Origin of the sequence: Amycolatopsis sp. VC5-11, from assembly GCF_037034185.1 — a bacterium.
GTDB classification, from domain to species: Bacteria; Actinomycetota; Actinomycetes; order Mycobacteriales; family Pseudonocardiaceae; genus Amycolatopsis; species Amycolatopsis nivea.
On record NZ_JBAGKF010000001.1, the window covers coordinates 483,490 to 508,975 of the forward strand.

29 protein-coding genes and 1 pseudogene are annotated in these 25,486 nt (G+C 69.2%); 9 read left to right on the top strand and 21 right to left on the bottom strand.

Annotated elements, in window-relative coordinates; translation table 11 throughout:
* Nucleotides 1–3: 3 nt before the first annotated feature.
* On the bottom strand, nucleotides 4–1,500 hold the full coding sequence (locus WA670_RS02470) for an aldehyde dehydrogenase family protein (RefSeq protein WP_238603843.1): 1,497 nt from the start codon (nucleotides 1,498–1,500) through the stop codon (nucleotides 4–6).
* Nucleotides 1,501–1,699: 199 nt separating this feature from the next.
* On the opposite strand from WA670_RS02470, the gene WA670_RS02475 reads away from it, so the two are divergent.
* Entirely contained in the window at nucleotides 1,700–2,341 is a 642-nt protein-coding gene (locus tag WA670_RS02475; RefSeq protein ID WP_043834695.1) for an MBL fold metallo-hydrolase, read from the top strand.
* A 2-nt stretch (nucleotides 2,342–2,343) separates the two neighbouring features.
* On the opposite strand, the gene WA670_RS02480 is transcribed toward WA670_RS02475, so the two are convergent.
* The 6 genes from WA670_RS02480 to WA670_RS02505 form a co-directional block, all read right to left on the bottom strand.
* Entirely contained in the window at nucleotides 2,344–3,042 is a 699-nt protein-coding gene (locus WA670_RS02480; protein ID WP_336156816.1) for a DUF2334 domain-containing protein, read from the bottom strand.
* A gap of 88 nt (nucleotides 3,043–3,130) precedes the next feature.
* Nucleotides 3,131–3,991 (bottom strand): class I SAM-dependent methyltransferase, encoded by an 861-nt coding sequence (locus WA670_RS02485; protein WP_336156817.1) that lies wholly within the window; start codon nucleotides 3,989–3,991, stop codon nucleotides 3,131–3,133.
* A 436-nt stretch (nucleotides 3,992–4,427) separates the two neighbouring features.
* Entirely contained in the window at nucleotides 4,428–4,958 is a 531-nt protein-coding gene (locus WA670_RS02490) for an NADPH-dependent FMN reductase (protein WP_078870270.1), read from the bottom strand.
* A 627-nt stretch (nucleotides 4,959–5,585) separates the two neighbouring features.
* The gene (locus WA670_RS02495; protein WP_336156818.1) at nucleotides 5,586–6,422 is read right to left on the bottom strand and encodes a patatin-like phospholipase family protein; all 837 of its coding nucleotides are present in this window, start codon (nucleotides 6,420–6,422) and stop codon (nucleotides 5,586–5,588) included.
* 30 nt (nucleotides 6,423–6,452) lie between these two features.
* Nucleotides 6,453–7,274 carry a helix-turn-helix domain-containing protein gene (locus WA670_RS02500; RefSeq protein WP_336156819.1) on the bottom strand — a complete coding sequence of 274 codons (822 nt, stop codon included), beginning with the start codon at nucleotides 7,272–7,274 and terminating at the stop codon, nucleotides 6,453–6,455.
* A 71-nt stretch (nucleotides 7,275–7,345) separates the two neighbouring features.
* A complete protein-coding gene (locus WA670_RS02505; protein ID WP_336156820.1) occupies nucleotides 7,346–8,227 on the bottom strand; it encodes a phosphoribosylaminoimidazolesuccinocarboxamide synthase in 882 nt (293 codons plus the stop codon).
* 47 nt (nucleotides 8,228–8,274) lie between these two features.
* Here WA670_RS02505 and WA670_RS02510 point away from each other — a divergent pair, with 47 nt between their 5' ends.
* Nucleotides 8,275–9,069: an SAM hydrolase/SAM-dependent halogenase family protein gene (locus WA670_RS02510; protein WP_336156821.1), complete on the top strand. Its 795-nt coding sequence runs from the start codon at nucleotides 8,275–8,277 to the stop codon at nucleotides 9,067–9,069.
* Here the strand turns inward: WA670_RS02510 and WA670_RS02515 are convergent.
* The 9 genes and pseudogenes from WA670_RS02515 to WA670_RS02550 form a co-directional block, all read right to left on the bottom strand.
* Complete coding sequence (locus WA670_RS02515) at nucleotides 8,952–9,839, bottom strand: MOSC domain-containing protein (protein ID WP_336156823.1); 888 nt, start codon at nucleotides 9,837–9,839, stop codon at nucleotides 8,952–8,954. The genes WA670_RS02510 and WA670_RS02515 overlap by 118 nt on opposite strands.
* Before the next feature lie 385 nt (nucleotides 9,840–10,224).
* A complete protein-coding gene (locus tag WA670_RS02520; RefSeq protein WP_037808724.1) occupies nucleotides 10,225–10,965 on the bottom strand; it encodes an amino acid ABC transporter ATP-binding protein in 741 nt (246 codons plus the stop codon).
* Nucleotides 10,962–11,702 (bottom strand): amino acid ABC transporter permease, encoded by a 741-nt coding sequence (locus tag WA670_RS02525; protein ID WP_037808725.1) that lies wholly within the window; start codon nucleotides 11,700–11,702, stop codon nucleotides 10,962–10,964. The genes WA670_RS02520 and WA670_RS02525 overlap by 4 nt, the downstream gene beginning before the upstream one ends.
* A gap of 4 nt (nucleotides 11,703–11,706) precedes the next feature.
* On the bottom strand, nucleotides 11,707–12,468 hold the full coding sequence (locus WA670_RS02530) for an ABC transporter substrate-binding protein (protein ID WP_037808728.1): 762 nt from the start codon (nucleotides 12,466–12,468) through the stop codon (nucleotides 11,707–11,709).
* Nucleotides 12,469–12,488: 20 nt separating this feature from the next.
* Entirely contained in the window at nucleotides 12,489–13,292 is an 804-nt protein-coding gene (locus tag WA670_RS02535; protein WP_336156824.1) for a substrate-binding periplasmic protein, read from the bottom strand.
* A 145-nt stretch (nucleotides 13,293–13,437) separates the two neighbouring features.
* Entirely contained in the window at nucleotides 13,438–14,865 is a 1,428-nt protein-coding gene (gene purB, locus WA670_RS02540; RefSeq protein ID WP_043834707.1) for an adenylosuccinate lyase, read from the bottom strand.
* Nucleotides 14,866–14,899: 34 nt separating this feature from the next.
* A pseudogene (locus WA670_RS45165) lies at nucleotides 14,900–15,013 on the bottom strand (enolase C-terminal domain-like protein); the annotation flags it as partial.
* A gap of 158 nt (nucleotides 15,014–15,171) precedes the next feature.
* Entirely contained in the window at nucleotides 15,172–16,320 is a 1,149-nt protein-coding gene (dgoD, locus tag WA670_RS02545; protein WP_336156825.1) for a galactonate dehydratase, read from the bottom strand.
* An 8-nt stretch (nucleotides 16,321–16,328) separates the two neighbouring features.
* Nucleotides 16,329–17,009 (bottom strand): SDR family NAD(P)-dependent oxidoreductase, encoded by a 681-nt coding sequence (locus tag WA670_RS02550; protein ID WP_336156826.1) that lies wholly within the window; start codon nucleotides 17,007–17,009, stop codon nucleotides 16,329–16,331.
* Between the two features lie 80 nt (nucleotides 17,010–17,089).
* Here WA670_RS02550 and WA670_RS02555 point away from each other — a divergent pair, with 80 nt between their 5' ends.
* The 3 genes from WA670_RS02555 to WA670_RS02565 are packed head-to-tail and all read left to right on the top strand — an operon-like array spanning nucleotide 17,090 to nucleotide 19,394.
* Nucleotides 17,090–17,704 (top strand): bifunctional 4-hydroxy-2-oxoglutarate aldolase/2-dehydro-3-deoxy-phosphogluconate aldolase, encoded by a 615-nt coding sequence (locus WA670_RS02555; RefSeq protein ID WP_134670264.1) that lies wholly within the window; start codon nucleotides 17,090–17,092, stop codon nucleotides 17,702–17,704.
* The gene (locus tag WA670_RS02560; protein WP_336156827.1) at nucleotides 17,701–18,687 is read left to right on the top strand and encodes a lactonase family protein; all 987 of its coding nucleotides are present in this window, start codon (nucleotides 17,701–17,703) and stop codon (nucleotides 18,685–18,687) included. Before WA670_RS02555 ends, WA670_RS02560 begins: the two co-directional genes overlap by 4 nt.
* Complete coding sequence (locus WA670_RS02565; RefSeq protein WP_336156828.1) at nucleotides 18,684–19,394, top strand: FadR/GntR family transcriptional regulator; 711 nt, start codon at nucleotides 18,684–18,686, stop codon at nucleotides 19,392–19,394. The genes WA670_RS02560 and WA670_RS02565 overlap by 4 nt, the downstream gene beginning before the upstream one ends.
* Here WA670_RS02565 and WA670_RS02570 read toward each other — a convergent pair.
* A complete protein-coding gene (locus WA670_RS02570; protein WP_238603830.1) occupies nucleotides 19,370–20,302 on the bottom strand; it encodes a GlxA family transcriptional regulator in 933 nt (310 codons plus the stop codon). The genes WA670_RS02565 and WA670_RS02570 overlap by 25 nt on opposite strands.
* Nucleotides 20,303–20,374: 72 nt before the next feature.
* On the opposite strand from WA670_RS02570, the gene WA670_RS02575 reads away from it, so the two are divergent.
* Nucleotides 20,375–21,031: an HD domain-containing protein gene (locus tag WA670_RS02575; RefSeq protein WP_238603829.1), complete on the top strand. Its 657-nt coding sequence runs from the start codon at nucleotides 20,375–20,377 to the stop codon at nucleotides 21,029–21,031.
* 14 nt (nucleotides 21,032–21,045) lie between these two features.
* A complete protein-coding gene (locus tag WA670_RS02580; protein WP_134670274.1) occupies nucleotides 21,046–21,459 on the top strand; it encodes a RidA family protein in 414 nt (137 codons plus the stop codon).
* 6 nt (nucleotides 21,460–21,465) lie between these two features.
* Here the strand turns inward: WA670_RS02580 and WA670_RS02585 are convergent, their stop codons facing one another.
* From WA670_RS02585 to WA670_RS02595, 3 genes are read right to left on the bottom strand one after another with little or no spacing between them, the layout of a single operon-like run.
* Entirely contained in the window at nucleotides 21,466–22,071 is a 606-nt protein-coding gene (locus tag WA670_RS02585; protein WP_134670276.1) for a TetR/AcrR family transcriptional regulator, read from the bottom strand.
* A gap of 37 nt (nucleotides 22,072–22,108) precedes the next feature.
* Entirely contained in the window at nucleotides 22,109–22,798 is a 690-nt protein-coding gene (locus tag WA670_RS02590) for a hypothetical protein (protein WP_336156830.1), read from the bottom strand.
* Nucleotides 22,791–23,300, bottom strand: a complete 510-nt coding sequence (locus tag WA670_RS02595) for a SigE family RNA polymerase sigma factor (protein ID WP_037808752.1) — start codon at nucleotides 23,298–23,300, stop codon at nucleotides 22,791–22,793. The genes WA670_RS02590 and WA670_RS02595 overlap by 8 nt, the downstream gene beginning before the upstream one ends.
* 141 nt (nucleotides 23,301–23,441) lie before the next feature.
* On the opposite strand from WA670_RS02595, the gene WA670_RS02600 reads away from it, so the two are divergent.
* Together WA670_RS02600 and WA670_RS02605 are read left to right on the top strand one after the other, a co-directional pair.
* Nucleotides 23,442–24,458: a threonine aldolase family protein gene (locus tag WA670_RS02600; protein ID WP_238603826.1), complete on the top strand. Its 1,017-nt coding sequence runs from the start codon at nucleotides 23,442–23,444 to the stop codon at nucleotides 24,456–24,458.
* 17 nt (nucleotides 24,459–24,475) lie between these two features.
* On the top strand, nucleotides 24,476–25,057 hold the full coding sequence (locus tag WA670_RS02605) for an HAD family hydrolase (RefSeq protein ID WP_336156831.1): 582 nt from the start codon (nucleotides 24,476–24,478) through the stop codon (nucleotides 25,055–25,057).
* Between the two features lie 69 nt (nucleotides 25,058–25,126).
* On the opposite strand, the gene WA670_RS02610 is transcribed toward WA670_RS02605, so the two are convergent.
* Entirely contained in the window at nucleotides 25,127–25,312 is a 186-nt protein-coding gene (locus WA670_RS02610) for a hypothetical protein (RefSeq protein WP_043834731.1), read from the bottom strand.
* Nucleotides 25,313–25,486 lie beyond the last annotated feature (174 nt).

Genomic DNA, 25,486 nt, shown 5'->3' on the forward strand with positions numbered 1-25,486 from the left:
TCCTTAACGCTTGCCGTGCAGGACGGTCACCAGCTTGGCGACCAGCGCGTCCGTGGATTCCTTGCGGGAGAAGGACGTGAGCGTGAGCGGCGCAGTGAACCGCTGCCGGGCCACCGCCTTCGGGCGGGCGAACTCGCGCAGCCCTTCCGGGCCGTGGATCCGGCCGAACCCGGAGTCGCCGACGCCGCCGAAGGGCAGCGACGCGATCCCGGCGAACGACAGCGGCGCGTTCACCGCGGTCATCCCCGCACGCAGCCGCGACGCCAGCTCGGCGCCGCGCGCCCGGGAGAACACCGTGGAACCGAGGCCGTACTTGGTCGCGTTGGCTTTCTCTACCGCCTCGTCCATGTCGCGGACCTTGGCGATGGTGACGGTCGGGCCGAACGTCTCCTCGCGCACCGCTTCGGAGTCCTCCGGGACGTCGACCAGCACGGTCGGCTGCACGTAGCGGTCGCCGACGCTCTCCACGCCGCCGACCAGCGCTTTCCCGCCGCGCTTCAGCGCGTCCTCGATGTGACCGCGGATCACCGACAGCTGCGAGGGCATGGTGATCGGCCCGTACTGCGCGTCCTCGTCCGAGCCGGCGCGCACGTTCTTCGCCTTCTCCACCACCTTGGCGACGAACTCGTCGGCCACCCGTTCGTGCACGTAGACGCGCTCGACACCGATGCAGGTCTGGCCGGAGTTGGAGAACGCGCCCCACACGGTGGCGTCAGCCGCCGCCTCGAGGTCCGCGTCCGTGTCGACCAGCAGCGCGTCCTTGCCGCCCGCCTCGATCACCACCGGGGTCAGCGTGTTCGCGGCGGCCGCCATGATCTTCTTGCCGGTGGCCGCGGAGCCGGTGAACGCGATCTTGTCCACGCCGGAGCCGACCAGCGCGGCCCCGGTCTCGCCGAATCCGGTGATCAGCTGCAGCACCGGCTGCTCGGGCACGATCTCGGCGAACGCGTCCACCAGCCACTTACCCACACCCGGGGTGTACTCGCTCGGCTTGAAGACCACCGCGTTGCCCGCGGCCAGCGCGTATGCGATCGAGCCGAGCGGGGTGAACACCGGGTAGTTCCAGGGCCCGATCACGCCGACGACGCCGAGCGGGAGGTACTCGACGGTCGCGGCCTGGTTGGCCATCAGGAGACCGGACGAGCGGCGGTGCTTGCCGAGCACCTTGCGGGCGTTCTTCGCCGCCCACGCGATGTGCTCGATCGCCAGCACGCTCTCGAGCTGGGCGTCCGCGATCGGCTTGCCGGTCTCGTCGCGCACGACCTGGCACAGCTGCGGCAGCCGCCGGGTGAGCACGCCCTTCCAGCGCTGCAGCCGCTCCGCGCGCCCGGCGAAGCCGAGGCCGTCCCACCAGCGCGCGGCCGCCCTCGCCCGCTCGACGGCGGCGCTGACCTCGTCGGCCGTGTGCACCGGGTAGGTGCCGACGACCTCGTCGGTGGCCGGGCTGAGCGAATCGAACGTCTCGCCGACGGGCGTCGGCTTCGGCTGGACCGCGGTCATCGGCGTCTCCCCGTCTCGGTGAACCCCCAGGCTACGAGGTTGCTGACACTCTGCCAACAGTTGCCCGGGCTTCCCGCCAGCATGGCATCCCGGAACTGGCGCGGAAAGTCCTCCGACCGGGAGCCCTCGCTGGACGCCCTCGCGGACCAGGCCACGAGCGTAGGGTTGAACCGACCGATCTTGGTAAGGAGAAAACCTGATGCGGATCGTCCATTTCGGACATTCCTGCGTACTGCTCGAGACCGCCGCGGAGCGGATTCTGCTCGATCCTGGCACGTTCTCCACCGGCTTCGAGAACGAGCGCGAACTGTCCGCGGTGCTGATCACCCACCAGCACTTCGACCACCTCGACGTCGAACGGCTGCCCGGCCTGCTCAAGGCGAACCCGGGCGCGAAGCTGATCGTCGACCCGGGCTCGGCCGAAGCCATCGAGAAGCTGCACCTGGAGTTCGAGGTCGCCAAGCCCGGCGACGCGTTCGAGATCGGCGGCACCTCGGTGTCGGTCACCGGCGGCGAGCACGCGGTGATCCACGCCGACATCCCGGTGATCCCGAACATCGGCTACCTGGTCGACCACGGCGCCTTCTACCACCCGGGCGACTCGCTCTTCGTGCCCGAGCAGAAGGTCGACGTGCTCGGCCTGCCCACCGGGGCGCCGTGGCTGAAGGCCGGCGAAGCGGTGGACTTCCTGCGTGCGGTCGCGCCGCGCCGTTCGGTGCCGATCCACGAGGCGGTGCTGGCCAACGCGGCGGCGAACATGCACTACGGGCTGTTCCAGAACCTCGCCCCGGAAGGCACCGAGGTGAAGGCGCTGGAACGAGGCGTCGCGACGGAGGTCTAGGGCTACGCGGGCGCGGTGTGGCGCAGGGAGCCGTAGGTGCTCCCGAAGGCCCGGTTTTCGAGGGCCACGTCCACCGCGTCCAGCAACGCCTGCCGTAAGCCGGGGCGGCTGAGGTCAGCGGCGTCAATGCCAAGCCGCACCAGCCCGCCTCGGCGCGCGGCCCGCGCGGAGGCGAGTACGAGCGCGAAGCAGCGGACAGTCTCCGTACGGTGCGACTGACTCGTGAAGTCCTGCACTCGCGCGCGCCGGGTCTCGCCGGTCACCAGGTCCCGTACGGCGTTCTGGTCAGCGCACAACGCGAAGCCGTGCTCCCGCAACGCCTGCACAGTGCCAGCCGACGCCAGCCAACGCGGCGGCGCGAAGCCGTCAACAGTCACGCCGGTCGCGTCGAGGGCGGCCTTCGCAGCGATGAGCCGGAGCCGCGCCTCGTGCGCCGGGAGCACGGCGAACTCGGCCTTACGCCCCAGGTGCACGGCGCGATGCGTCGGCGGGATGCGGTGGTCGTAGCCATTGAGCAGCACCGAGTCACCCGCCGCGGCGCGCGTACGGACCCAAGCCGTCACGGGCCCGTCCTCGGTGCGCGCGACATGCAGGATCGACAACGGGACATGCCGACGTTCGAGTTCGGCCGCCAGATGCGCACAACGGTGCAGCGTGCGCGTGGTGACCCCGGACAGCGAGACCAGCAGGCGAGCATCCACGCCACCATTGCGCCGCAGCCGTGTGGCGACCGCCTGACCGCTCCGTGAACTGCGAGTGAGACTTACACGGCGGACAGTCACCGCTGGGTTATGCGGCCTTGCGGCAGTGCCAAATGAGCATCGACGGCACGTCCTTCGCCGCCGCGGCCAACGCGTCCGGCACCAGGCCGTTCAACGACCACGGCCAGAGATCCCACGGCCCACCACCAGGTACGTGGCGCGGTTCGGTTAGTGCGGGCGTCGGCTCCGCACAGCTCACCGGCGCGAGACCGGCGGCGAAGAATGCACGCAAGTAATCACCGACACGATGATGACTCGTCCGCACCCGAGCCGGGTTGCCGTCGGCCGTGCGCACGGACGGGATCGATCCGCGCTGGACCTGCTCGGGATGCACGTCGGAAAGGACGAGATCCCCACCCGGGGCGAGGACGCGAGCGAACTCCGCGATCACCGGTGCCAGGTCCGGTACGTGCGATAGCGCGAGGCCGCAGAGCACGACGTCCTGCGAACCGTCATCGACCGGAAGTTCATGCAGGTCAGCAACGAAAGTCGAGTCGGCCTTGGCATGGCTGAGCATCTCCGGAGAACCGTCGACGGCGACCACGTGGTGACCGCGCTCGACCAACAGCCGGGTGAGCCGCCCAGTGCCGCAGGCAGCATCAAGCGCCCGACCCGGCGGAATGGCGTCAAGGATCGCCGCGACGTGGGGCTCGTCAGCGAACGCAGCGTTCTCGCCAGAGTCATACGCGGCAGCCCAGCGAGCGTAACCGTCTCTAGGCGCGAGCTGGGTTACCTCGACGCCGTCGGCCAGGTCCTCGTCAGCCAGCAACGCGCGAATCTCGGCCAACCGCGCTTCGACAAACTCGCGATCGTGCTCGCCGGTGAACGCGCGGAGCAACGCCGCTCCTTCGATCCCGATGAGGTAAGCGAGAGGATGCTCGTAACTCACGCCTGCGGACGCTAACCGGGCAAATGCCGCAGTGCCACCGATTTTCGCGTTAGCCTGCACGCCATGGCCATGTGGCGACGAAGACTTGTGGTTCCAGCAACCCCCTGGAACGGCAGCGAATTACGCGCCGAACCAGCCACCCTCCCAGGAAAACCGCGGCCCGCAATCCTCCTGTCCGCAGGTTCCATACAGGCCTCCGTCCTACCCAGGGAACTACGAGATTTCGGCCGCGGCCGCGTCGAAATCGTGGAGTCCTTAGGCCCCGGACCACTGGCCTTCCTGTTCCGCGTTTCAGCGGCGGCACCGACTTCCCTTGCCGAAGAACAGGTTCGCGACCTGCCGAAAGACGCCGTAGTGCTAGCCCTCCCGAACACCCCGCCCGCCGCGGTACTGACCGGCGCCGAACGGGAGAGCTTCCTCGACTGGGCTCAGCGACTCACGGATTGACCGGTTTGGCCGCCTCCACGAGCCGCCGCACCGCGACCGCGACCCGCCCCCGCAGGTCGGGATCAATGAGGGATCCGTTCTCGACAGCTTGGCGGGGAATCGGAATCCGAGCACAAGCGTCGTCGACGATGCGAGTGCCCGCGTAGGTGAGGGTTTTGCGGAGAGAGTCATGCGCGTCCGCACCCCCAGTCGGCGCGGCGACCGAGGATGCGTTGATCCACGCGACGGGTTTGCCGTACATCTCCCCGCCGCCGATCGTCCAGTCGAGCAAATTCTTGAAGGAACCCGGCAGGCCACCGGCGTATTCCGGGGTGCAAAACAGGACACCGTCCGCCGCCCCGATCGCCTCCCGCAACGCGACAACCTCGCCAGGCAACGGATCCCGGTCAAAATCCGGATTGAAATGCGGCAGCCCAGCGAGCCCACCGTACACAGTGGACGCCGCAAACCCAGCCGCGGTAGCGATGACAGCCGCATTGACCGAACCGGCCCGCAGGCTGCCGCTGATGAGCAGAAGCACAAGCCCAGTGTGCCAGGGCGTGGGTGCTCGCGGGGCTGGCTTTTTGGAACGTGCCTGACTTTCATCCACTGCTACCGCGCGAACGCAATCACCACCCTGCTGCCTGGGCCCGCCTCCAGGGCGCGCCGAGCTTGGCGGTGAACGATTGATGGCGAATCGGGCCACCCTCGTGGAGCGCTAGCTCCGGAGTGGGCTGGAGCCGACGAATCTGCTTCGCACTGGCAGGGCTCGACGAGAGTCAGCCGAATGGGGCCTCCGCGCCGACCTGGAACTGGCTACGACCAGCCGGGGTCGGACTGGGCCGCTCGCAGGCAACCCGCCGACCTGTAACCGCAGCAGCCAGCCCGCACCGAACTGGCAACCCGCGGCAGAGCCCGCCCAGCACAGGCTCCGCGCCCGCCTCAAACGCGCCGCAAACCAACCTGCACCGGCAACCCGCCGAATGCCAGCCCGGCTCAGGCCCCGCCGCCCGCAAACGCGCGGCCAACCAACCCGCGCCAAAACCGGCGGACCGCCGAGAGCCAGCGCAGCTCAGGCTCCGCCCCATCTCCCAACCGGCAGCAATCGGCCTGGGCCGGGAAGCGGCTCGCCGAGGTCAGCAGCCAGCTGTCGCGTGGCCGGGCGTCCTCACTCCCACACCACCCCTCCTCGTTGTCCCTGTGCCAACCCGGCCGCCGCGGCTGCGGATCGGGTTGCCGGGTCCAGTGGGTTCGGGCCGATCGCCGCGACCGAGGCCTCGTCTGGTTCCAAGACCGCTACCTTCGCTCCTGCCGAGCGCAGGTCCGCCAGTACCTGGTCGAACGGCCGCTCCGTCGGGAACGGCTCCGCCGCACCCATGGGGACGACCACTGTCACCTGGGCGAAACCTGTTGCGTAGTCGGCATTCGAGGCGGAGCGGACGCCGCCGTCGACGTACCAACCGCCGTTGATCGGTACTGCTGGCCAGATTCCGGGCACTGCGCAGCTTGCCGCCACCGCGGCGATCAGCGAGACGCCGGACGAGCTGTCGAACACCGCTGGTTCGCCGGTTTCCGCTTCCACCGCAACGATTTTCACCGCGCGCTCGGGCCACTCGTGGGACGGCAGGCGGGATTCGATCACCGCGCGGCGTCGCGGTTCCGGGACGGTTTCCGCGGCCAGCGCATACTTTCCCATCGCCCGGCGGGTTTCCGCCGCGGTGCCGCCGTCGGCCAGCACCGCGGCGAATTCCTCGCCGAACTTTTCCGGGTCGAACTCGGCCGCGATCTCCGCCGCTTGCAGGGCCGGATCGGTTTGCCTCGCGTACAACTGCGACAGCGGCAATCCGCTGCCCAGCTGCGCCGCCACCGCCGCGCCTGCTGACGTGCCGATCAGCACGTCGGCATCGGTTACGTCCTGGCCTGCTTCCGCCAGTCCGGTCAGCAATCCGGTCGCCCACGCGATCCCGGCGACGCCACCGCCGCCCAACACCAAAGCTCGGCTCATGCCGCTCCTTTCACCGGCACCCACTCTGCCCTACGGCACCGACAATTTCCGTAGCGCGGACTCCAGCAGGGCGTCCGTCTCGGGTTTCGACAGGGCCAGCTCCAGCAGCGTTTCCGCCACCTCGCGGTATTTCGCCACCCGCGCCGGACTCGAGCTGCTGGCGCTTTCCCGCAGCAACCGCTCGTGGACGATCGAGGGCAGGTCCGCGAAATCGAAAATCGTGAACGCCCTGCCCAGATCGGGACGGCGGTCCGCCGGGACCACTCGCACCTCGGCCTTGCCTTCCGCCAACCGCTCGCGCAGATGCCACAGCTGCTCCGCCATCGCGTCCGCGTCGCCGATCCTCTTGTGCAGCGCCCTTTCCCCCAGCACCAGCACACACCGCGCGCCCGAATCGAGCACCGCGCGCCGCGACAGCCTCTCGGCTACGCGCGCGTCCACTTCGTCCGCCGCAACGCCCGCAGTGCTCGACAACAGCGCTCGTGCGTACCCGCTCGTCTGCAACAGCGGCGGCACCACTTCCGGCTCCCAGCCGAACACTGCCTCCGCCGTGCGTTCCCACTCCAGGTACGGCTCTTCTCCGCCGCCGTCTATCCAGTCCTGCTCTCGCGCTCCTCGCGCCATCTCCACTATTCGCCTGCGATCCGGCCCGATCACCCTGCAGTGCGCCAGTACCGCTCCGATGTCCTCCGGCTTCGGCAGCCGCAGTCCTCTTTCCCAGTTCGTCACGAAACCAGGCGTCATCCCCAGCAACCGGGCCAACTCTCTTACACCCAGTCTTCTTCTCTCCCGCGCCGCGCGTAACTCCAGGCCCAATGCCCTCGCGCGCGGTGTTGCGTACGGTGTGGTCATGGTTGCAGTGTGTCAGGGGGTGCCGACAGTTTTCGGGGTTCTCTCCCTGGGCCCTCTGCTGCTTCCCCGGCCTACAGCCAGTCCTCCAGCGACAACCCCGTCAGCCTCTCGTACGCCTCCACGTACCTTCCCCTCGTCGCCTCCACCACTTCACTCGGCAACGGCGGCGGCTGTACGTTCGACGCCCTCTCCCAACCCGACTCCGGCCCCGTCAGCCAATTGCGCACGTACTGCTTGTCGAACGACGGCTGCACCCTTCCCGGCTCGTACCCCTCCGCCGGCCAGTACCGCGACGAATCCGGCGTCAGCACTTCGTCCGCCAGCACCAGCGCGCCCGTCTCGTCCACTCCGAACTCGAACTTCGTGTCCGCCAGCAGGATTCCGCGCTTCGCCGCCACTTCCGCGCCACGGCGGTACACCGCGAGCGTCGCCTCGCGTAGCTCCTCCGCGCGCTTCGCGCCGATAGTCGTGGCCACTGCGTCGAACGAAACGTTCTCGTCGTGCTCGCCGAACGCCGCCTTCGTCGCGGGCGTGAAGATCGGCGACGGCAGCTTCGATGCCTCCACGAGCCCTTCGGGCAGCTCTACGCCGCACACTGCGCCCGTACGCTGATAGTCCGAGTACCCGGACCCCGTGAGGTACCCGCGCGCGACAGCTTCGACCGGAAGCATGTCGAGACGGCGTACGAGCAGCGCGCGCCCGCGTACCTCGGCGGGGATGCGCGGGTCGTCGTACGCGACAAGGTGGTTCGGGATCAGGTCCGACAGCTGCTCGAACCAGAACACGCTCATCGCCGTGAGCACGCGGCCCTTGTCGGGGATGGGCGTGTCCAGGATGAAGTCGTAAGCGGAGATGCGGTCCGAGGTGACCAGCAGCAGGTGGTCGTCCCCGACCGCGTACAGGTCCCGGACTTTTCCGGCGGCGATCTTCGGGTAATCGGCGAGCGTCGTCACTGCTGCACCCTAACCCGAGCACCGCTACAGCGAGGATGATGCAGGTCATGGCCTACCGCTGGATTTCGTTCACCTCCGACTACGGGCTGCACGACGGCTTCGTGGCCGCCTGCCACGGGGTCATCGCGGGCATCGCGCCCGACGTACGCGTTCTCGACGTGACGCACCTCGTCCCGCCGCAGCAGGTGCGCTCAGGCGCGGCAGTGCTCGCGCAGACCGTGCCGTCGCTGCCTAAGGCAGTACACCTCGCTGTCGTCGACCCAGGCGTCGGCACTGAGCGCCGCGGCATCGTGGTGGTCGCGACGCACGGCATCCTCGTCGGCCCGGACAACGGCCTGCTTCTACCTGCCGCAGAGGCGCTAGGCGGCGTGTACGCGGCGTACGTGATCGACGTGCGCACGCCGACGTCCGCGACCTTTCACGGCCGAGACATCTTCGCCCCTGTCGCGGCAAAGCTCGCTCTCGGTGCACACCCCGGCTCTTTCGGCCCCGCCGTCCGCGACCTGGTGCGGCTGCCAGAGCCGCTGATCGCGGCGTTTCCGGGCAAGCTCGTGTCGGACGTGTTGACCGTCGACCACTTCGGCAACGTCCAGCTCGCCGCCGCCCCCGCCGACCTCGAACTAACCGGCTTGACCGGTGAGGTGACCGTGCACAGCGAGCACGTCGCGGTGTCCGCCACGATCGGCCGGACCTTCGCCGACGTGCCGCGCGGCGCGAACCTCGTCTACACCGACTCGGCGGGCAAGCTGGCCGTCGCGGTCAACGGCGGTTCGGCGGCTTCGGTGCTGCGGATCGGGCCGACCGAGGAATGCACCATCACCGCGTCGCCGACCGCCAGCTGACCGGGGCGGGTCACCGCCGCCTTCATGCCGAAGAGGACGCCGCCGTCCGGGTCGCGGTGGTACGCCGCCAGCGAGCGGATCGGCTCCGGACCGGAGCGCTTGCCGGTTTCCTGATCGACCATCGGCACCGCGCAGCGCACGCACAGCTTCGCGTAGGCGAACTCGGCCCCGCCGGCTTCCATCCGGCGCACCGAATCCTCGGCGTGCGGTTCCGCCCAGCCGCGGATCACGAGATTGGGCCGGAACCGGTCCATCGGCACCGGTTCGCCGCCGCGCTCGGCGATCCGTTCGTTCAGGTGGTCCAAAGAGGACTCGGAGATCACGAGGATCGCGTGCCCGTCGGCGAACCGCGCGGTGCCGGGAGTCTCACCGCTCGTGACGCGGTCATGCTCCGGGGTGACGCCGAGCAGCACGGACGGCTGACCGACCACGGCGGAGAACCACTCCGCGGCGTCGGCACCCTGGTGGACGCCCTCGCCGGTCCAGTTGAAGGTGGACGCGGGGTGCCGTCGGCCGTCCTTCTGGACCTCGATGGTCAGGTCTTCGACGCCGGGCGCGGACAGGGCGAGGCGGGCGCCGCCGTCCAGGAGGCGCGGCCGGATGGCGGCCATGACGGGGAAGCGGCGCTGGCTGCGGAAGTCGCCGTCGGCCGCGGTGACGATGAACTCGCGGTCGTGCGCGAGACCGGCCGGGGTCACGTCGGCGGACTGGACGGTCGTGCCGGCACAGCCTTTGACCGGGTAATACGTGAGCCGCGAGATCGTCCCCATGGGGTTCACGGTACCTGGTGGTCAGGAGGGGATTGGGGCGCACGATCCCGCACGGACCGCCGCCGCGCCGGTACGCGGATGTCGGCTGGCACCCTGCTCCGCGACGAAACCGGACGCGTCCTGCTCGTCGAGCCCGCTGCTGGTTCTCGACTACGCGCCGGACGACGGCCGGATGCCGGAAGGGCTCGCGTTCATCTTCGACGGCGGGCGGATCTCCACCTCGGAAGCCGCCCGGCTACCCCTCACCGACCGGAGATCCGGGCCGTCCATCTGCTGCCGATCGACCAGGCAGTGCAGCGAGTGGCACCGTCGCTGGCCCGGCGGCTCCAGGACTCCCGGGAAGCCACGCGGACCAGCGACAGCGTCTGCGAGGACGGCCGTCCCGTCACAAAACCTGCGACAAGAACTGCTGCAACCGAGGACTAGCCGGTGCCTCGAACATCTGCTGCGGCGTCCCCTGCTCCACGATCCGCCCAGCGTCCATGAACGCGACCTCGTCGGCCACGCTGCGGGCGAAGCCCATCTCGTGCGTCACCACGATCAACGTGAGGCCCCGCGAAGCCAGCCCAGCCATCAGGTCCAGGACGCCCTTCACCAACTCCGGGTCCAGCGCACTCGTGGCCTCGTCGAAGAGCATCACTTCCGGTTCCATCGCCAGCGCACGGGCGATCGCCACCCGCTGTTGCTGGCCTCCGGACAACGCCGCCGGGCGGTACGGGGCCTTGTCCGCGAGTCCGACTTCCGCCAGTCGCGCCCGGGCGACTTCCACTGCGTCCTCTTTGGACAGACCGCGCACGCTGCGCAGGGGGAGCACGATGTTGTCCAGCACCGAACGATGTCCGAACAGGTTGAAGTGCTGGAACACCATCCCCACCCGCTGGCGCAGCGCGTCCGGATCCGAGGAGATGACGCTTTCCCCGTCCAGCAGCAGGTCGCCGCTATCCGGCTCCTGCAAGCGGTTCACACAGCGCAGCAGAGTCGATTTCCCAGAACCGGACGGGCCGATGACGCACGTGGTGCTGCCGCTCGGCACCTTCAGGTTCACCCCGCGCAGGACTTCCAGCGTCCCGAATCGGACGTGGATGTCCTTCAGTTCCACCGAGGACGAACGAATCGCTGTACTCATACCGTCCCGCCCGCGATCATTTCCTTGGTCTCCGTGGTCACCTTTCGACCGGTCTGCAACCGCTTGTCGATGTAGTTCACCAGGTGGGTCAACGGAACCGTGATCACCAGGTAGACCACGCCCGCCGCGACCAGGGGCGACAGGTTGCCGGTGTTGGCCGCGAGGTCCTGGCCGATGCGGAACAGTTCCCGTTGCGAGGTAAGGAAACCGAGGAAGTACACCAGGGTCGAGTCCTTCACCAGCGCGATGAACTGGTTCACCAGCGCGGGCAGCACTCGCCGCACGCCCTGCGGGATCACCACCAGCAGCATCGCCTTGGTGTAGCTCATGCCGAGCGCGCGGCTCGCCTCCAGCTGTCCCTTGTCGACGCTCTGGATGCCCGCCCGGAAGATCTCGCCGATGTACGCGGCGGCGATCAGGCTCAGCGCGGCGATGCCCAGCGGGTACGGGTTGTTGCCCACCAGGCCGCGAGCGAGCAGGCCGACGCCCTGACCGATCACGAGGATCGTCAGGATCGCGGGCAGGCCACGGAAAATGTCCGTGTACACCCGCGCGGGCCAGCGCAGCCAGCGTTTGGTGGACAGGCCCATCACCGCGAGCACCATGCCGAGCAGGGTCCCGATAATAGCCGCCGCCACCGACAGGATCAGGGTGTTCAGCAGGCCGGTCTTGAGCAGGTCCGGGAAAACCTCCCAGATGTACTGCCAGTTGAGGAAAGTGTCGAAAAACTGGTCCATCAGGCTACTTCGTCTTGAAATCCGCGGGAACCGGAATGCTCGGCTCGAACTGCTGGTGCACCTTCGCCCAGGTGCCGTCCGCGACGGCCTTCTTGATGCCGTCGTTCAGCTTGCCCAGCAGTTCGGTGTTGCCCTTCCGCACCGCGTATCCGTGCGGGATGCTGGTCGTGATCGCCTTCGTGACCTTCAGCTCGGGGTTCTTGCTCGCGTAATCCTCCGCGGACACCTGGTCGAACACCGCGCCGTCGATCGCCGCCGACTTCAGTGCGCTCAGCGCCGCCGCGTCGTTCGGGAACCGGACCGCCTGTGCCTTCGGCGCGTTCGCGGCGAGCCAGGTGTCCGACACCGTGCCCTGCACCACGCCGATCCGCTTGCCGGTCAACGAGTTCTCGTCGGAGATGCCCGCGGTCGCCTTCGCCTCGATGCCGAGCGACTGGTAGTTGTACGGATCGCTGAACGCCACCGTCTTCTTGCGCTCGTCGGTCTGCGCGATCGCCGAACTGCCGATGTCGAACCGGCCGTTCGCGACGCTGCCGAGCAGCGCCGAGAAATCGGTCGCTACGAATTCCAGCTTCAGGCCTTCTTTCGCGGCGATATCCTTCAGCAGCTCGTTGTCGAAGCCGGTGAATTGGCCGTTCTCCTGGTAGGCGTTGGGCCGGGAATCGCTCAGCGTGCCGACTCGCAGGGTCTCGCCCGCGTCGCCACCGCACGCGGTGAGACCGGCGACCAGTGCCGCCGCGAAGGCGGTGACGATCAGTTTCTTCATGCCACCAGTGTGCCCGGGCATCAGGAGTTCGCCACCGGGAGGCCGGGGCCGCCCTTCTCCAGCTCCTTCGCGACCGGAGCCTGCTTGAAGAACTGCGCGTGCAGCCGGGCCGCGGTGCCGTCGGCGATCGCCTTGGCGAGACCGTCGTTGATCTTCTTCAGCAGCTCCGGGTTCGACTTGGCGACCGCGAAGGCGGACGGGGTGTCCTTGTCCGCGACGGTGTAGCCGAATTCGAGCGGAATCGTCGGGTTCTGGTCGATGTACTTCTGGCCGATGTCCTTCGGCACGACCCAGCCGTCGAGACCGCCGGTCTTCAGCTGCGCGAAACCGGCGTTGTAGTCCGGGAAACGGACAACCTGCGCACCGGCGAGCTTGCCCGCGAACTCGTCCTGCACCGAACCCTGCACGACGCCGACCCGCTTGCCCGCGAACGAGTTCGCGGCGGGCAGCGCGGCGCCCTTCTTGCTGACGACGGTGGTGTAGCTGGTGTCGTAGCCGTTGCTGAACGCCACGGTCTTCTTGCGCGCGGCCGTCGCGGAGATCGTCGAGCTGCCGATGTCGAGCTGGCCGCCGGCGACCTTGGCGAGCAAGCCGGAGAACTCGGTGCCGACGAACTCGACCTGGAAGCCCTCGCGCTTGGCGATGTCCCGCAGCAGTTCGTTGTCGTACCCGGTGAACTGGCCGTTTTCGAGGTAGATGCTGGGCGGGGCGTCGGTGAGGGTGCCGACGCGCAGGGTTTCCCCGGAAGCGTCCGAGGATCCGCACGCCGTGAGGCCCGCGGTGGCGGCGACAACGACGGCGAGCGTGCTGAGGATCTTTCTCATGACTTCTTCCTGAATATCCGGCGTGCGCAGACAAGAAGCGCCAGGCCGCGGGGTGGCGGCCTGGCGCTTCCGGGTTCGGCACAAAGACTAAAAGCTTCGCCCGATCGAGTAATGCCGTCTCAGCACGTGGACGACGTGCGCGCACTCACAGAATCGGCTGCGGCGCGTACGCCGCGGCGTCCGGGAATCGCTTGAGCACGTCCTCGACGCGCGCCGCGACTTCTTCGACCTGACGCGGGGCCACGCCGGTGAACGAGATCCGGTCGGCGAGGAGTTCGTCCAGGTCAGCGCGGTCGAGCGGGAGGCGTTCGTCGGCCGCGAGCCGGTCGAGGAGGTCGTTCTCCGCGCCGCGTTCGCGCATCGCGAGGGCGACCCCGACGGCGTTCTCCTTGATGGCCTCGTGAGCCGTCTCACGCCCGACGCCCCGGCGCACCGACGCCATGAGCACCTTGGTGGTCGCGAGGAACGGGAGATAGCGATCAAGCTCACGCTCGACCACGGCCGGGAACGCGCCGAACTCGCCGAGCACGGTGAGGAAGGTTTCGAGCAGGCCGTCGAGCGCGAAGAACGCGTCCGGCAGCGCGACGCGGCGCACCACGGAATCCGAGACGTCGCCCTCGTTCCACTGGTCGCCTGCCAGTTCGCCGATCATCGACAGGTAGCCGCGCAGCACCACGGCGAGCCCGTTCACGCGCTCGCAGGACCGAGTGTTCATCTTGTGCGGCATGGCCGACGACCCGACCTGGCCCGGCTTGAAGCCCTCGGTGACCAGCTCGTGGCCGGCCATCAGCCGGATCGTCTTGGCGAGGCTGGACGGCGCGGCGGCGAGCTGGACCACAGTGGACAGCACGTCGAAGTCGAGCGAACGCGGGTACACCTGGCCGACGCTGACGAACCGGTTGCCGAAGCCGAGGTGCTCGGCGATCCGGGATTCCAGCTGGTCCAAAGTGGACTCGTCGCCGAGCAGGTCGAGCATGTCCTGCGCGGTGCCGACCGGGCCCTTGATGCCGCGCAGCGGGTAGCGCTCGATCAGGTTGTCCAGCCGGGAGAACGCGACGAGCAGCTCGTCGGCGGCGGTCGCGAAGCGCTTGCCGAGGGTGGTCGCCTGCGCGGCGACGTTGTGCGAGCGGCCGGCCATCACCAGGTCGGAGTGCTCGACCGCCAGCGCGGCCAGCCGCGACAGCACCGCGGCGACGCGACCGCGGACCAGTTCCAGCGACCGCAGCTGCTGCAGCTGCTCGACGTTCTCGGTGAGGTCGCGCGAGGTCATGCCCTTGTGCACGTGCTCGTGCCCGGCGAGGGCGTTGAACTCCTCGATCCGGGCCTTCACGTCGTGCCGGGTGACGCGTTCGCGCGCGGCGATCGAGTCGAGGTCGACCTGCTCGACCACGCGCTCGTAGTCGTCGAGGACGCCGTCGGGCACCTCGACGCCCAGTTCGGCCTGGGCCCGCAGCACGGCGAGCCACAGCCGCCGCTCGAGCACGACCTTGCGTTCGGGCGACCAGAGCGCCACCAGCTCAGGCGAGGCGTAGCGGGCGGCGAGCACGTTCGGAATGCGGGGCTTGTCCGTCACGCGGCCACGATACCTGCGCAGGTCAGCGGGGCGGTCACCACTCCGTGAAGCTGCCGTCGGGCAGCCGCCACACCGGGGACCGCCAGGCGTGTCCGGTCTCGTCCGCGCGGCGGACGGCGGCCTCGTCCACCTCGATACCGAGGCCGGGGGCGTGGCGTCCCGTCGACGCGGGTCTTGCACCGGCATCGCCAACCCGGCCTGCTCGTCACCGCTCGCGTATCGCGGAGGTCTCAGCCACCACGCCCACCGGCCGGTGTCGGCGACTTCCTGAACGCGCACGCGATCGGAAGCGACACCGCCGACACCTCACCACTCCGTGAAGCTGCCGTCGGGCAGCCGCCACACCGGGGACCGCCAGGCGTGTCCGGTCTCGTCGGCGCGGCGGACCGCGGCCTCGTCCACCTCGATGCCGAGCCCGGGCGCGGTCGGGCGTGCGGCGTAGCCGTCGACGAAGCGGAACAGCGCGTCGTCGGCGAGATAGGCGACCGGCTCGCGGCCGTCGTGGTAGTGCATGCCGAGGCTTTGCTCCTGGATGAGGAAGTTCGGCGTCGCGAACGCGACCTGCATCGCGGCGGCCAGCGAGATCGGGCCGAGCGGGCAGTGCGGGGCCAGGTTCGCGCCGTACACCTCGGCCAGCGCGGCGATCCGGCGCAGCTCCGAGATGCCGCCCGCGTGCGACGGGTCCGGCTGCACGACGGCGACGCCCGCGTCCAGCACCGGTTTGAACTCCCAGCGCGAGAACAGCCGTTCCCCGAGCGCGATCGGCACCGTCGAGGCCTCGACCACCGACGCCACCACGTCGGCGGGCAGTTCCGGCAGCACCGGCTCCTCGACGAACATCGGCTGTACTTCTTCGAGCATCTTCACCAGCCGCCGCGCCATCGCGGGCGAGACGCGGCCGTGGAAGTCGATCGCCAGGTCCCGGTCGGGTCCGAGCGCTTCCCTGGCCTCCCTCGCGCGGGCCAGCGCCGCCTGAGCCTCGGCGGGCGTGACGATCGGCCCGAGCGGTCCGGCGACGTTCATCTTCACCGCGGTAAAACCCCGCTCGACCTGCGCGGAAACCGCGTCGAAGATCCCGGACGGACGGTCGCCGCCGACCCACGAATACACCCGCACGCGGTCGCGCACCGGACCGCCGAGCAGCTCGTGCACCGGCGCGTTCCGGGCCTTGCCCGCGATGTCCCACAGCGCCTGGTCGAACCCGGCGAGCGCGCTGGAGAGCACCGGACCGCCGCGGTAGAAGCCGCCTCGGCGCAGCACCTGCCAGTGGTCCTCGATGCGCAGCGGATCCTTCCCGACGAGCAGCTCGGCCAGCTCGTGCACGGCCGCGCGCACGGTCCCGGCGCGGCCTTCCACGACCGGTTCGCCCCAGCCGGCGATGCCCTCGTCGGTGCTGATCTTGAGGAACAACCAGCGCGGCGCGACGAGGAACGTTTCGATCCCGGTGATCTGCACCTTGTCTCCTAAGCAGAATCTTTCGCGGCCGACCAGCCGCCGTCGACGGTCAGGTCCGCCCCCGTCACGAACGAAGCCGCGGGCGAGAGCAGGAACGCGATCACCGCGGCGACTTCGGCCGGGTCGCCCAGCCGTCCGACGGGTGTCGCGCGGGTGGTGCGTTCGCGGTCTTCCGCGCTGATCCGGTCCCAGGCCTCGGTCTCGACCGGACCGGGAAGCACCGAATTCACCCGGACCTCCGGCGCGTACTCCACGGCCAATTGCCGCGCCAGAGACACCAATGCGCCTTTGCTGGCGGCGTACGCCGGATGTCCGGGAAGCCCGAATCGGGCGTGTACCGAGGAAACCAGCACCACCGAGCCGCGCCGAGAGCGCAGCGAGGGCAGGCAAGTCCGGACGGCCAGGTACGACGCGGTGAGGTTCACGTCGAGCTGCCGTTGCCATTGCGCGCGGTCGGTTTCGTGCAGTGGGCCCAAAGTCGGCAGGTACGCGTTGCTGACCACGGCGTCGACTTCGCGCGCCAGATCAAGAACTCGTTGCCACGTCTCGTCATCCGTCACGTCGCCTCGCACGCCGCCGGGCACGGGAGCGAGGTCGACGCCGATCACCCGGTAACCGTCGGCTTCGAGCTGACGGGCGGTCGCGGCTCCGATTCCGGACGCCGCACCGGTCACCACGGCAGTGCGCATGGTTCGCAAGCATGCCGGGGCGCTCGAGCCACAGTCAAGAATAATTAGTAATTTATAATTTGCCTGCTAGGCTGGCCGCCATGGGATACCGGTGGGAGATCACGCGCGAAGCGGTGCGTCAGGGCGTCGTCGGAATCGTGCGGACGGCGGACGCCGCCTCGGCCGTCGCCGCCGCGCGGGCAGTGCTCGACGCCGGGTTGAAGTCGGTCGAAGTCCCGCTCACCAACGCGGGCGCGCTCGTCGCGATCGAGGAGCTGAGCACCGCGTATCCGGACGCCACGATCGGGGCCGGCACGGTGCTCGACGAGTCGTCCGCGACGGCCGCGATCCGGGCAGGGGCCCGGTTTCTCGTCTCCCCGTCGCTGCACACCGAGGTCTTGCGTACCGCTCATCGGTACGGCGTCGCGGCGCTGCCCGGCACCGGTTCGGTCACCGAAATCGTGCGCGCGATGGAGGAAGGTGCTGATGCCGTAAAGGTTTTCCCCGCGTCCGCGCTCGGCCCGCAGTGGATCAAGGACGTGCGCGCCGCGCTTCCGCAAGCCCCGCTCGTGCCGACGGGTGGAATCGCTCCCGAGGACGTGCCACGCTGGCTCGACGCGGGCGCCGTCGCCTGCGGGATCGGGTCGGCGCTGACCCGTGGATCCGCTGAGGACATCCGGGCCCGAGTGGCCGCATTGGTGAGGGAGAGCTCGTGAGCGACGTCGTACTCGTCGGCTGCCGTACCGCCGAAACCGGCGGGAACGGCACGGGAATCGCGGTTTTCCGGCGCTCCGGCGAGGAACTGACCGCGGATTCGACGTTGCCGATGGTGTCGCCGACCTGGCTGACCCAGCATCCCGCGCTGCCGATGGTGTACGCGACCAACGAGACGAGCTACGGCGAGATCACCTCCGTTTCGGTCGCCGACGGCCTGGTCGCGCTCGACGTGGTCGAATCCGGCGGGGCCAGCCCGTGCCATCTCGCGGTGACGCCGGACGGCCGGTTTCTGTTGTGCGCCAACTATGGCGGCGGCAGCCTCGCGGTGTTCGCCCTGCGCGAGGACGGCCGGATCGACGGACGCACGGACCTGGTGCAGCACACCGGAAGCGGGCCGCGCGCCGACCGGCAGGAAGGTCCGCACGTCCACATGGCTGTGTCGTCGGCGGACAGCTCGGTGGTGAGCGCCGTCGATCTGGGCACCGACGAAATCCGCAGCTACACGTTGTCTCCCGAAGGAAAACTGACTCCGCTGGCCGTCTCGTCGCTCCCGCCGGGCACGGGACCGCGACAGCTCGTGCGCGGCGCGGACGGAATCGCTTACGTGGCCGGGGAATTGTCCGGCGAGCTGATCACGATGCGCGAGACTTCGCCGGGAGCGTTCGAGTTCGTCGCGGCGACCCCGGCGACGGCGGCCGGCGGCGAATCCCTGGTGGCGCACCTGGAAGTGCTCGACACCGGGATCTACCTGTCGAATCGCGGCCCGGAATGCATCACGTCGTTCGCCGGGACCCCGCTGCGCGCGACGGCCGATCAGCCGTGCGGTTCGTTCCCGTGGAACTTCGCGGTAGCGGACGGAACCTGCTACACCGCCGCCTTCAAAGACGATGTCGTTTCCGCTTTCCCGTTGAAGGAATTGGGAAACGCGAACGTCCGGAAGTATCCGACCGGCTCCCCGACGTGCGTACTCCCACTCCGGTGACCGACCAACGCCCTCGCGGCCTGCACGGACAGACCGTGGAAACGCTCGCCGCGCGCATTCTGTCCGGCGAATGGCCCGAGGGCATGGTGCTGGACCTTCCCGCGCTGCGCGAGGAGCTCGACATCAGCCTCACCGCATTGCGGGAAGCGCTGAAGGTGTTGGCAGCAAAGGGAATGATCGGCGCGCGGCAGAAGCACGGCACTTACGTGCAACCGCGCGAGAGCTGGCAGCTGCTCGACGCCGACGTCATGCGTTGGCAAACCACCGCACGCGGAAACGTTGGTCTGCTGGACGAATTGGCCGAAGTCCGCGCCGTGGTCGAGCCCGCGGCGGCGCGGATGGCTGCCGAACGTGCGACCGCCGAAGACCTTGCCGCGCTTGAATCCGCCCTCGACGCGATGGTCGAAGCACCGGATCCGGAAGCGAGCGTCGAGGCGGATCTCGCGTTCCACCGCAGCCTGTTGACCGCCGCGCACAACAACTTCCTGCTCCAGATCGAACGCGTCATCGCGATCGGCTTGGCGGAGCGGGACAAACTCGTCCACAGCGCCGGTCCCACCGACGATCCGGTACCGAGCCACCGCCGGGTGCTCGACGCCATCGCCGCGCACGACGCGGTCGGCGCGGAGACCGCGATGCTGGAGCTGCTGGTGAAATCCGCCGCCGACGCGAAGCGGTCGGGTCAGGAAGTGAACGCGCGGCGATAGGCAGTCGGCGTGGTCCCGAGAGTCCGCCGGAAATGCAGCCGCAGGTTGGCCGGAGTGCCGAGACCGCAGTCCCGCGCGACCCGGTCCACCGAATAGTCCGTGGTTTCCAGCAGTTCCCGCGCTTTGCCGAGCCGGGCGTTGAGCAGCCACTGCAACGGCGTGGTCCCGGTTTCCTCGGCGAACCTGCGCAGGAACGTCCGCTGCGACATCTCCGCGTGCCGGGCGAGCAGGCGGATGCTGAGCGATTCGTCCAGTCGCTGCAACGCCCATTCGCGCGTGGCGGACAGCGAAGCGTCGCCAGCGTCCGCGAGCGGCGCGGGCACGTACTGGGCCTGCCCGCCTTCGCGATGCGGAGCGGCGACGAGACCGCGCGCGATCCGATTGGCGACCGCGGCACCCAAGTCGCGGCGCACGATGTGCAGGCACAGATCGATGCCGCAACACACCCCCGCTGAGGTGAGCACGTCGCCCTCGTCGACGTAAAGCACATCCCGGTCGACCTGGACCGAAGGGTACGCCCGCTCAAATTCGTCGATATATTCCCAATGCGTCGTGGCGTGCAGGCCGTCCAGCACTCCCGCGGCGGCCAGCGCGAACGCACCGGTGCAGATGGACACCACCCGCCGTTCCCGATCGCGCGCCTCGGCCAGCAGCTCGACCGCCGCTTCCGGCGTCTCGCGGATCGGGTCGTACCCCGGCACGATCACCGTGTCCGCCGCGCGCAGCTCCTCGATCCCGCCTTCCGCGGCCAGCTCGAACCCGGCGCTGGTCGCGACCGTCGGACCGAGCGCGCACAGCGACATCTCGTAGTGCGTTTGCGGCCGGACCTGGAACACCTGCGCCGGAATCGCCAGGTCCAGCGGAAGGACCCCGTCGAGCGCCAGCACCGCGACCCGATGCACCGTCATGGCAAGATTCTATCGAAGTACGGCAAACTTGCCACTCACCAGGTCAGAGCCGTGCGGGCCAGGCTTGAAGGCATGACCGAACTCCTTTCGGACCCGGTGGTCGCGCTGCCCGCGACTCCGCTGGCGGACGCCGTCCTCGAGGTCGTCCGCCCGGTGGAATCGCAGTCGGTGTTCAACCACAGCGTCCGCTCCTACCTGTTCGCGCGGCTGGTCGCCGACCGGTTGGCGGTATCCGGCTATGCCGACGACCTGCTGTTCGCCGCGTGCGTGATGCACGACATCGGCGTCGCACCGGACGGTCCGCACGTGGAACGCTTCGAGGTCGAAGGTGCCGACCGAGCGGCTGGTTTCCTGGCAAAACAAGGGATTTCCACCGCGGACGCCGACGAGGTCTGGCAAGCCATCGCCTTGCACACCACCGCGGGCATCGCGGAACGCCGTGGTCCGCTGTGCGTGCTCGTCCGCGCCGGGGTCTCCGTCGACTTCGGCGGCCCGGTCGGCGCCGAGTACCTCTCGGCCGTCACCGACGAGGAGGGCGTGGCGATCCACGCCGCTTACCCGCGGCTCGAGATGGTCCGCTCGCTCACCGACGCGATCGTCGCGCAGGCCGCGAAGAATCCGAAGAACGCGCCAGTCCCGTCCGTCCCCGCTGATTTCCTGCGGGAACGCGAGGCCGATGGCGAAACCCGGCTGGAACGCGCCTCGCGCACATCGCGCTGGGGAATCTGAGAAAGGGATCCACCATGTACGCCGTCAAAATCCCCGAGGACTCCGAGGTTTTCGGGCCGTCCGGGGCATCAGCCTTCAGCCGATTCGGCTACTCAGCCGCCGTCCGCGCGGGCAACCACCTCTTCATCGCGGGGACGATCGGCCGCCGCCCGGACGGAGAGATCGCGGAAACCATCGAAGAACAGACCGAGATCGCGCTCCGCCGGATCGAGGAAATCCTTCGCCTGGAAGGACTCGGCCTCTCCGCGCTGGTCGACATCACGAGCTACCACGTCGACATCCACCAGCACCTGCCCGGTTTCCTGGAAGCCAAGAAGCGCCTCGTGACCGCCGAGCCGTACCCGGCGTGGTCGATGATCGGCGTCAGCGGACTCGCCAGCCCGGGACTGCTGATCGAAATCCGAGCCACGGCGGCCTATCCGGAGTAACCGTCCTTAATGGACGGTCTCGGCGAGCGCGGTCCGCAGCATCCGCCCGGCCGCGGCGCGCGGAGCCGGGTCGACCGCGATCAGCGCGTTGACCACGGCCCCGTCGACCAGTGCGACCAGCCGGTCCAGTTCGTCCTTGGCCACCGGCGTCCCGGAACGGGCCAGGATCTCCGTCAGCAGTTCGTTGAGCTGCTGGGACAGCGTCCGCATCAACGGGCGCAGATACGGCCGCCGCCCGGTCGCGACCAGGCGTTCGTAGCGCAGCAGGACCGCCTCGGCGTCGGCTTCCGGATCGCCGCTCTGCGGGCCGAGCAGCATGTCCAGCACGAGTTCCACGGTCGCCTGCACGCCCCGGTTCCGGGTCGTCAGGTCCTCGAGCTGCCGTCGCCCGTTCGCCAGCTCGGTCTGGCCGTGGTGCTCCACCGCAGCGGTGACGAGCTCTTCCAGCGAGTCGAAGTAGTACGTCGTGGACGCCAGCGGCAGGCCCGCCCGCTCGGCGACCGCACGGTGCCGGACCGCGTCGAAACCGCCCTCGACCAGCAGCTCAGCGGCGGCTTCGACGAGCGCGGCCCGTCGTCGCTCGCCCTTGGGAGTGGTGGCTGCTGCCGTCATGTCCGGTTATTCTGCCAGCCGCTCCGGCGACCGCCGATCAGAACCGGGCGGCCAGCGAAGCGGCGAAGCGCGCGAGGTCGGTTGCGTACGGTGCCGAATGCCCGGAGGTCCCCGGCACGCTGACCAGCACGAGAGTTCCGCCGCTGCCGGTTTGCTGACGCACGGTGACGGCTCCGGCCGGTTGCGTGGGCACGTTCACCGCGGCGCCGCGAGCGAACACCGCCGCGCCGATCGTCCCGTCCGGAAGCGGGAACCCGGCGCCGCGCGACGACGTCGTACAAACGCTGCCTGGGGAAGCCTGCGCGGCATTCAAGTGGCCTGGGAGCTCGCCAGCGAGGGCAGTGGCGAGCTCCCAGTCCACCCGTCCGCACCCGGAGGTGCCTTCGACCCGAGGGCCGGTCCTCCCGGTTTCGCCGGCTCCCTGCCGAGACGGCTGACCCGGGAAGTCATCCCCATTGCTGAAAGGACGCGCCGCCGACCCACCGGGTTGCACCGGCGCGGCGACGGAATTCGCGCTGGAATCGGACTTCTCGCTCGAAATGCCCACAATTCCCCAGGTGCCGAACCCGGCGGCCACGACCACGGCCGCCGCGCCGACGGTGATCCGGTTGCGCCGGCGCAGCGTCTCGCGCTTCGAACGGCGCACCACGTCGTCCACCGAGAACGTCGGAGGCGGCACCTCGCCGGGACCTGCGGAGAACAACGTCTCGGCTTCCCGCTCATCCATTGGTCTCCACCTCCCGTTCCAGCACCTGGCGCAGATTCGCCAGCCCGCGCGCCGTCTGGCTCTTCACGTTGCCTTCGCTGCAGCCCAGCGCCGTGGCCGCGGCCCCGACGTCCAGTCCGTCGAAGAACCGCAGCACCAGCACCGCCCGTTGCTTCGGCGGCACTTCCTTGAGCGCCGCGAGCAGGTCCTCGCGAGTCGCGACGCGTTCGGCCAGCCCGGGACTGTCGTCGACAGGTTCGGGCAGCACCTCGGTCTGCCGCTCCCGCCGCCACGGACGGCGGGATTCGTCGATGACCGCGCGCACGAGCGTCTTGCGCACGTACGCGTCGGTCGCCGCGCGGTCTCTGATCTTCTTCCACCTCCGGTGCAACGCGACGAACGCCGTCTGCGCGAGGTCGTCGGCCTTGTGCCAATCGCCGCACATCAAATAGGCAGTCCGGCGCACGGCGTCCCTCCTCGCGGCGAAGTACTCCGCGAACTCCTGTTCGTCGCGCTGGTCCACGCGCTTTGCAGCTCCGCTCTGGCCATGTCCGGTGAAGGGACGGATCCGGGGGCGTCCACGGTTGCACGTCCGGCCGGAAACGTTCCACCCCCCGCCGCATTGATGCCGCGCCCACCTGTGTGATGTGATCGGACTGTGACCATGACTGGGCAGCTGATCGACTTCCGTTCCGACACCGTCACCCGCCCGGACGCGATCATGCGCGCGGCCATGGCCGAGGCCGAGGTCGACGACAACGTCATCGGCACCGACCCGACCATCGCCGAACTCGAACGCCGGGCCGCGCAGACGCTCGGGATGCCCGCGGCGCTGTGGACGCCGAGCGGGACGATGGCGAACCTCATCGCGCTGAGCGTCCACCTGCGGCGCGGCGACCGGTTCCTCGCCACCCGCGGCGCGCACGTGCTCACCAACGAACTCGGCTCGGCCGCGTGGCTGGCCGGCGGCATGCCGGACATCCTCGAACACGACGCGGGCCCTGGCCGGTGCCTGCCGGAAACGCTGGAAGCGGCCATCGGCAATCCCGGCCCGTATTTCACGCTCCGCACCACGCTGTTGTGCCTGGAGAACACGCACAACGCGGCCGGCGGCGCGGTCACTCCGCCCGACGAGCACGCGCAACTGCTGTCGGTCGCGAAGCAGGCCGGGCTCACCGTGCACCTCGACGGCGCGCGGATCTGGCACGCGGCGGTCGCGTTGCAGGTGCCGCCCGCCGCGCTGACGGTCGGCGTGGACTCGGTGTCGGCGTGCTTCAGCAAGGGCCTCGGCGCGCCGGTCGGCTCGGTCGTCGCGGGCAGCGTCGAGTTCGTCGAGCAGGCCCGCCGGATGCGGCAGATGCTCGGCGGCGGCGTGCGTCAGGGCGGGGTGCTCGCCGCGGCGTGCCTGGTCGCGCTGGACCGCGTCGACGAGCTGGCCGAGACGCACGAGTTCGCGAAACGGCTGGCCGACGGCCTCTCCGAACACGGCTGGGACGTGCCGGCGCCGGACACCAATATCGTTCTCGCCGGGGTGCCGGACGTGCCGACCGCGCTGAACTGGCTCGGTTCGCTCGGCATCCAGGCTCTGCCCATGGCGGGCAAGGTCCGGTTCGTGACGCACCGCGACCTGTCGTCCGCCGACATCGCCGAAGCACTGCGCCGGATCAAAGCCGGCGCCTGAAACCCTGGGGGACTCGGGTGACCAACTGGATCGTGTTCGACTACGGCGAGGTGCTCAGCCACCGCACCGCCGCGATACCGAAGCTGGCGGCCGCGATGGGCGTCTCGCTCGAGACGTTCGAGCCGGTGTATTGGAGCGTGCGCGATCCGTACGACCGCGGCTGCCCTGACCTGGAGTACTGGACGTCGATCGGCGACCAGGTGGGCGCGAAGGTGGACGACGCGCTGTCGGCCGAGCTGACCGCGCTCGACGTCGCGGGCTGGGGACAGCTCGCGCCGGGGTCGCTCGACCTGCTGCAGTCGCTGTCCGACGCCGGCGCCTCGCTCGCGCTGCTCTCGAACGCGCCGTCGGCGTTCGGCGTCTGGGTGCGCGAGCAGGAGTGGTCGAAGCTGTTCAAGCACACGCTGTTCTCCGGCGACGTGAAGGTCGCCAAGCCGGACGCCGAGATTTTCCAGCTGCTGCTGGACAAACTGGGTGCCCAACCGGACGAGTGCCTGTTCTTCGACGACCGCCAGGTCAACATCGACGGCGCCCGCGCGGTCGGAATCCGCGCACACCTGTGGGACGGCGCCGAGGCCGCCCGCGCCGCACTGGCCTGAACGGCGAACGGCTCCCGCACCGTCTCGGCGCGGGAGCCGTCTCGTCTGCTCAGTATGGTTCGGCGCCGGTCAGCGGCTGATGCGCTTCGACTGCTTCTTCCCGGTGATCGCCCCGTAGGCCGCGGTGCCCAGGAACAGCACCCCGCCGATGATGCCGATCCACAGCACGGCCTTGAACAGGAAGCCGATCACGGACCCGATCACCATGAAGGCAATCCAGGCCACGACGAGCGCTCCGACGATCTTCCAGAACATGGCTCCTCCGATGCCGTTTCCGCGCCACGTCGGCCCGGTGCCCTCCAGCGTGCCATCCGTGCGACGGAAACTCTCTACGCTGGCCCAACGTTCAGGGACATCTCCGGGTTCCCCCTGACCGGATTTTCCTGGTCGGCTCGTCCAGCGGGTCCGGCCCGCGCGGGCGGCAGAGCA

Bases quoted from the DNA above. Each gene is read 5' to 3' on its own strand.
- WA670_RS02600 (WP_238603826.1), top strand. From the start codon at position 23,442: ATGACTGGGCAGCTGATCGACTTCCGTTCCGACACCGTCACCCGCCCG.
- WA670_RS02520 (WP_037808724.1), bottom strand. From the start codon at position 10,965: ATGAGTACAGCGATTCGTTCGTCCTCGGTGGAACTGAAGGACATCCAC.
- WA670_RS02555 (WP_134670264.1), top strand. From the start codon at position 17,090: ATGGGATACCGGTGGGAGATCACGCGCGAAGCGGTGCGTCAGGGCGTC.
- WA670_RS02475 (WP_043834695.1), top strand. From the start codon at position 1,700: ATGCGGATCGTCCATTTCGGACATTCCTGCGTACTGCTCGAGACCGCC.
- WA670_RS02580 (WP_134670274.1), top strand. From the start codon at position 21,046: ATGTACGCCGTCAAAATCCCCGAGGACTCCGAGGTTTTCGGGCCGTCC.
- WA670_RS02525 (WP_037808725.1), bottom strand. From the start codon at position 11,702: ATGGACCAGTTTTTCGACACTTTCCTCAACTGGCAGTACATCTGGGAG.
- WA670_RS02500 (WP_336156819.1), bottom strand. From the start codon at position 7,274: ATGACCACACCGTACGCAACACCGCGCGCGAGGGCATTGGGCCTGGAG.
- WA670_RS02610 (WP_043834731.1), bottom strand. From the start codon at position 25,312: ATGTTCTGGAAGATCGTCGGAGCGCTCGTCGTGGCCTGGATTGCCTTC.
- WA670_RS02585 (WP_134670276.1), bottom strand. From the start codon at position 22,071: ATGACGGCAGCAGCCACCACTCCCAAGGGCGAGCGACGACGGGCCGCG.
- WA670_RS02570 (WP_238603830.1), bottom strand. From the start codon at position 20,302: ATGACGGTGCATCGGGTCGCGGTGCTGGCGCTCGACGGGGTCCTTCCG.
- WA670_RS02470 (WP_238603843.1), bottom strand. From the start codon at position 1,500: ATGACCGCGGTCCAGCCGAAGCCGACGCCCGTCGGCGAGACGTTCGAT.
- WA670_RS02550 (WP_336156826.1), bottom strand. From the start codon at position 17,009: ATGCGCACTGCCGTGGTGACCGGTGCGGCGTCCGGAATCGGAGCCGCG.
- WA670_RS02515 (WP_336156823.1), bottom strand. From the start codon at position 9,839: ATGGGGACGATCTCGCGGCTCACGTATTACCCGGTCAAAGGCTGTGCC.
- WA670_RS02530 (WP_037808728.1), bottom strand. From the start codon at position 12,468: ATGAAGAAACTGATCGTCACCGCCTTCGCGGCGGCACTGGTCGCCGGT.
- WA670_RS02535 (WP_336156824.1), bottom strand. From the start codon at position 13,292: ATGAGAAAGATCCTCAGCACGCTCGCCGTCGTTGTCGCCGCCACCGCG.
- WA670_RS02590 (WP_336156830.1), bottom strand. From the start codon at position 22,798: ATGGATGAGCGGGAAGCCGAGACGTTGTTCTCCGCAGGTCCCGGCGAG.
- WA670_RS02495 (WP_336156818.1), bottom strand. From the start codon at position 6,422: ATGAGCCGAGCTTTGGTGTTGGGCGGCGGTGGCGTCGCCGGGATCGCG.
- WA670_RS02510 (WP_336156821.1), top strand. From the start codon at position 8,275: ATGGCCTACCGCTGGATTTCGTTCACCTCCGACTACGGGCTGCACGAC.
- WA670_RS02575 (WP_238603829.1), top strand. From the start codon at position 20,375: ATGACCGAACTCCTTTCGGACCCGGTGGTCGCGCTGCCCGCGACTCCG.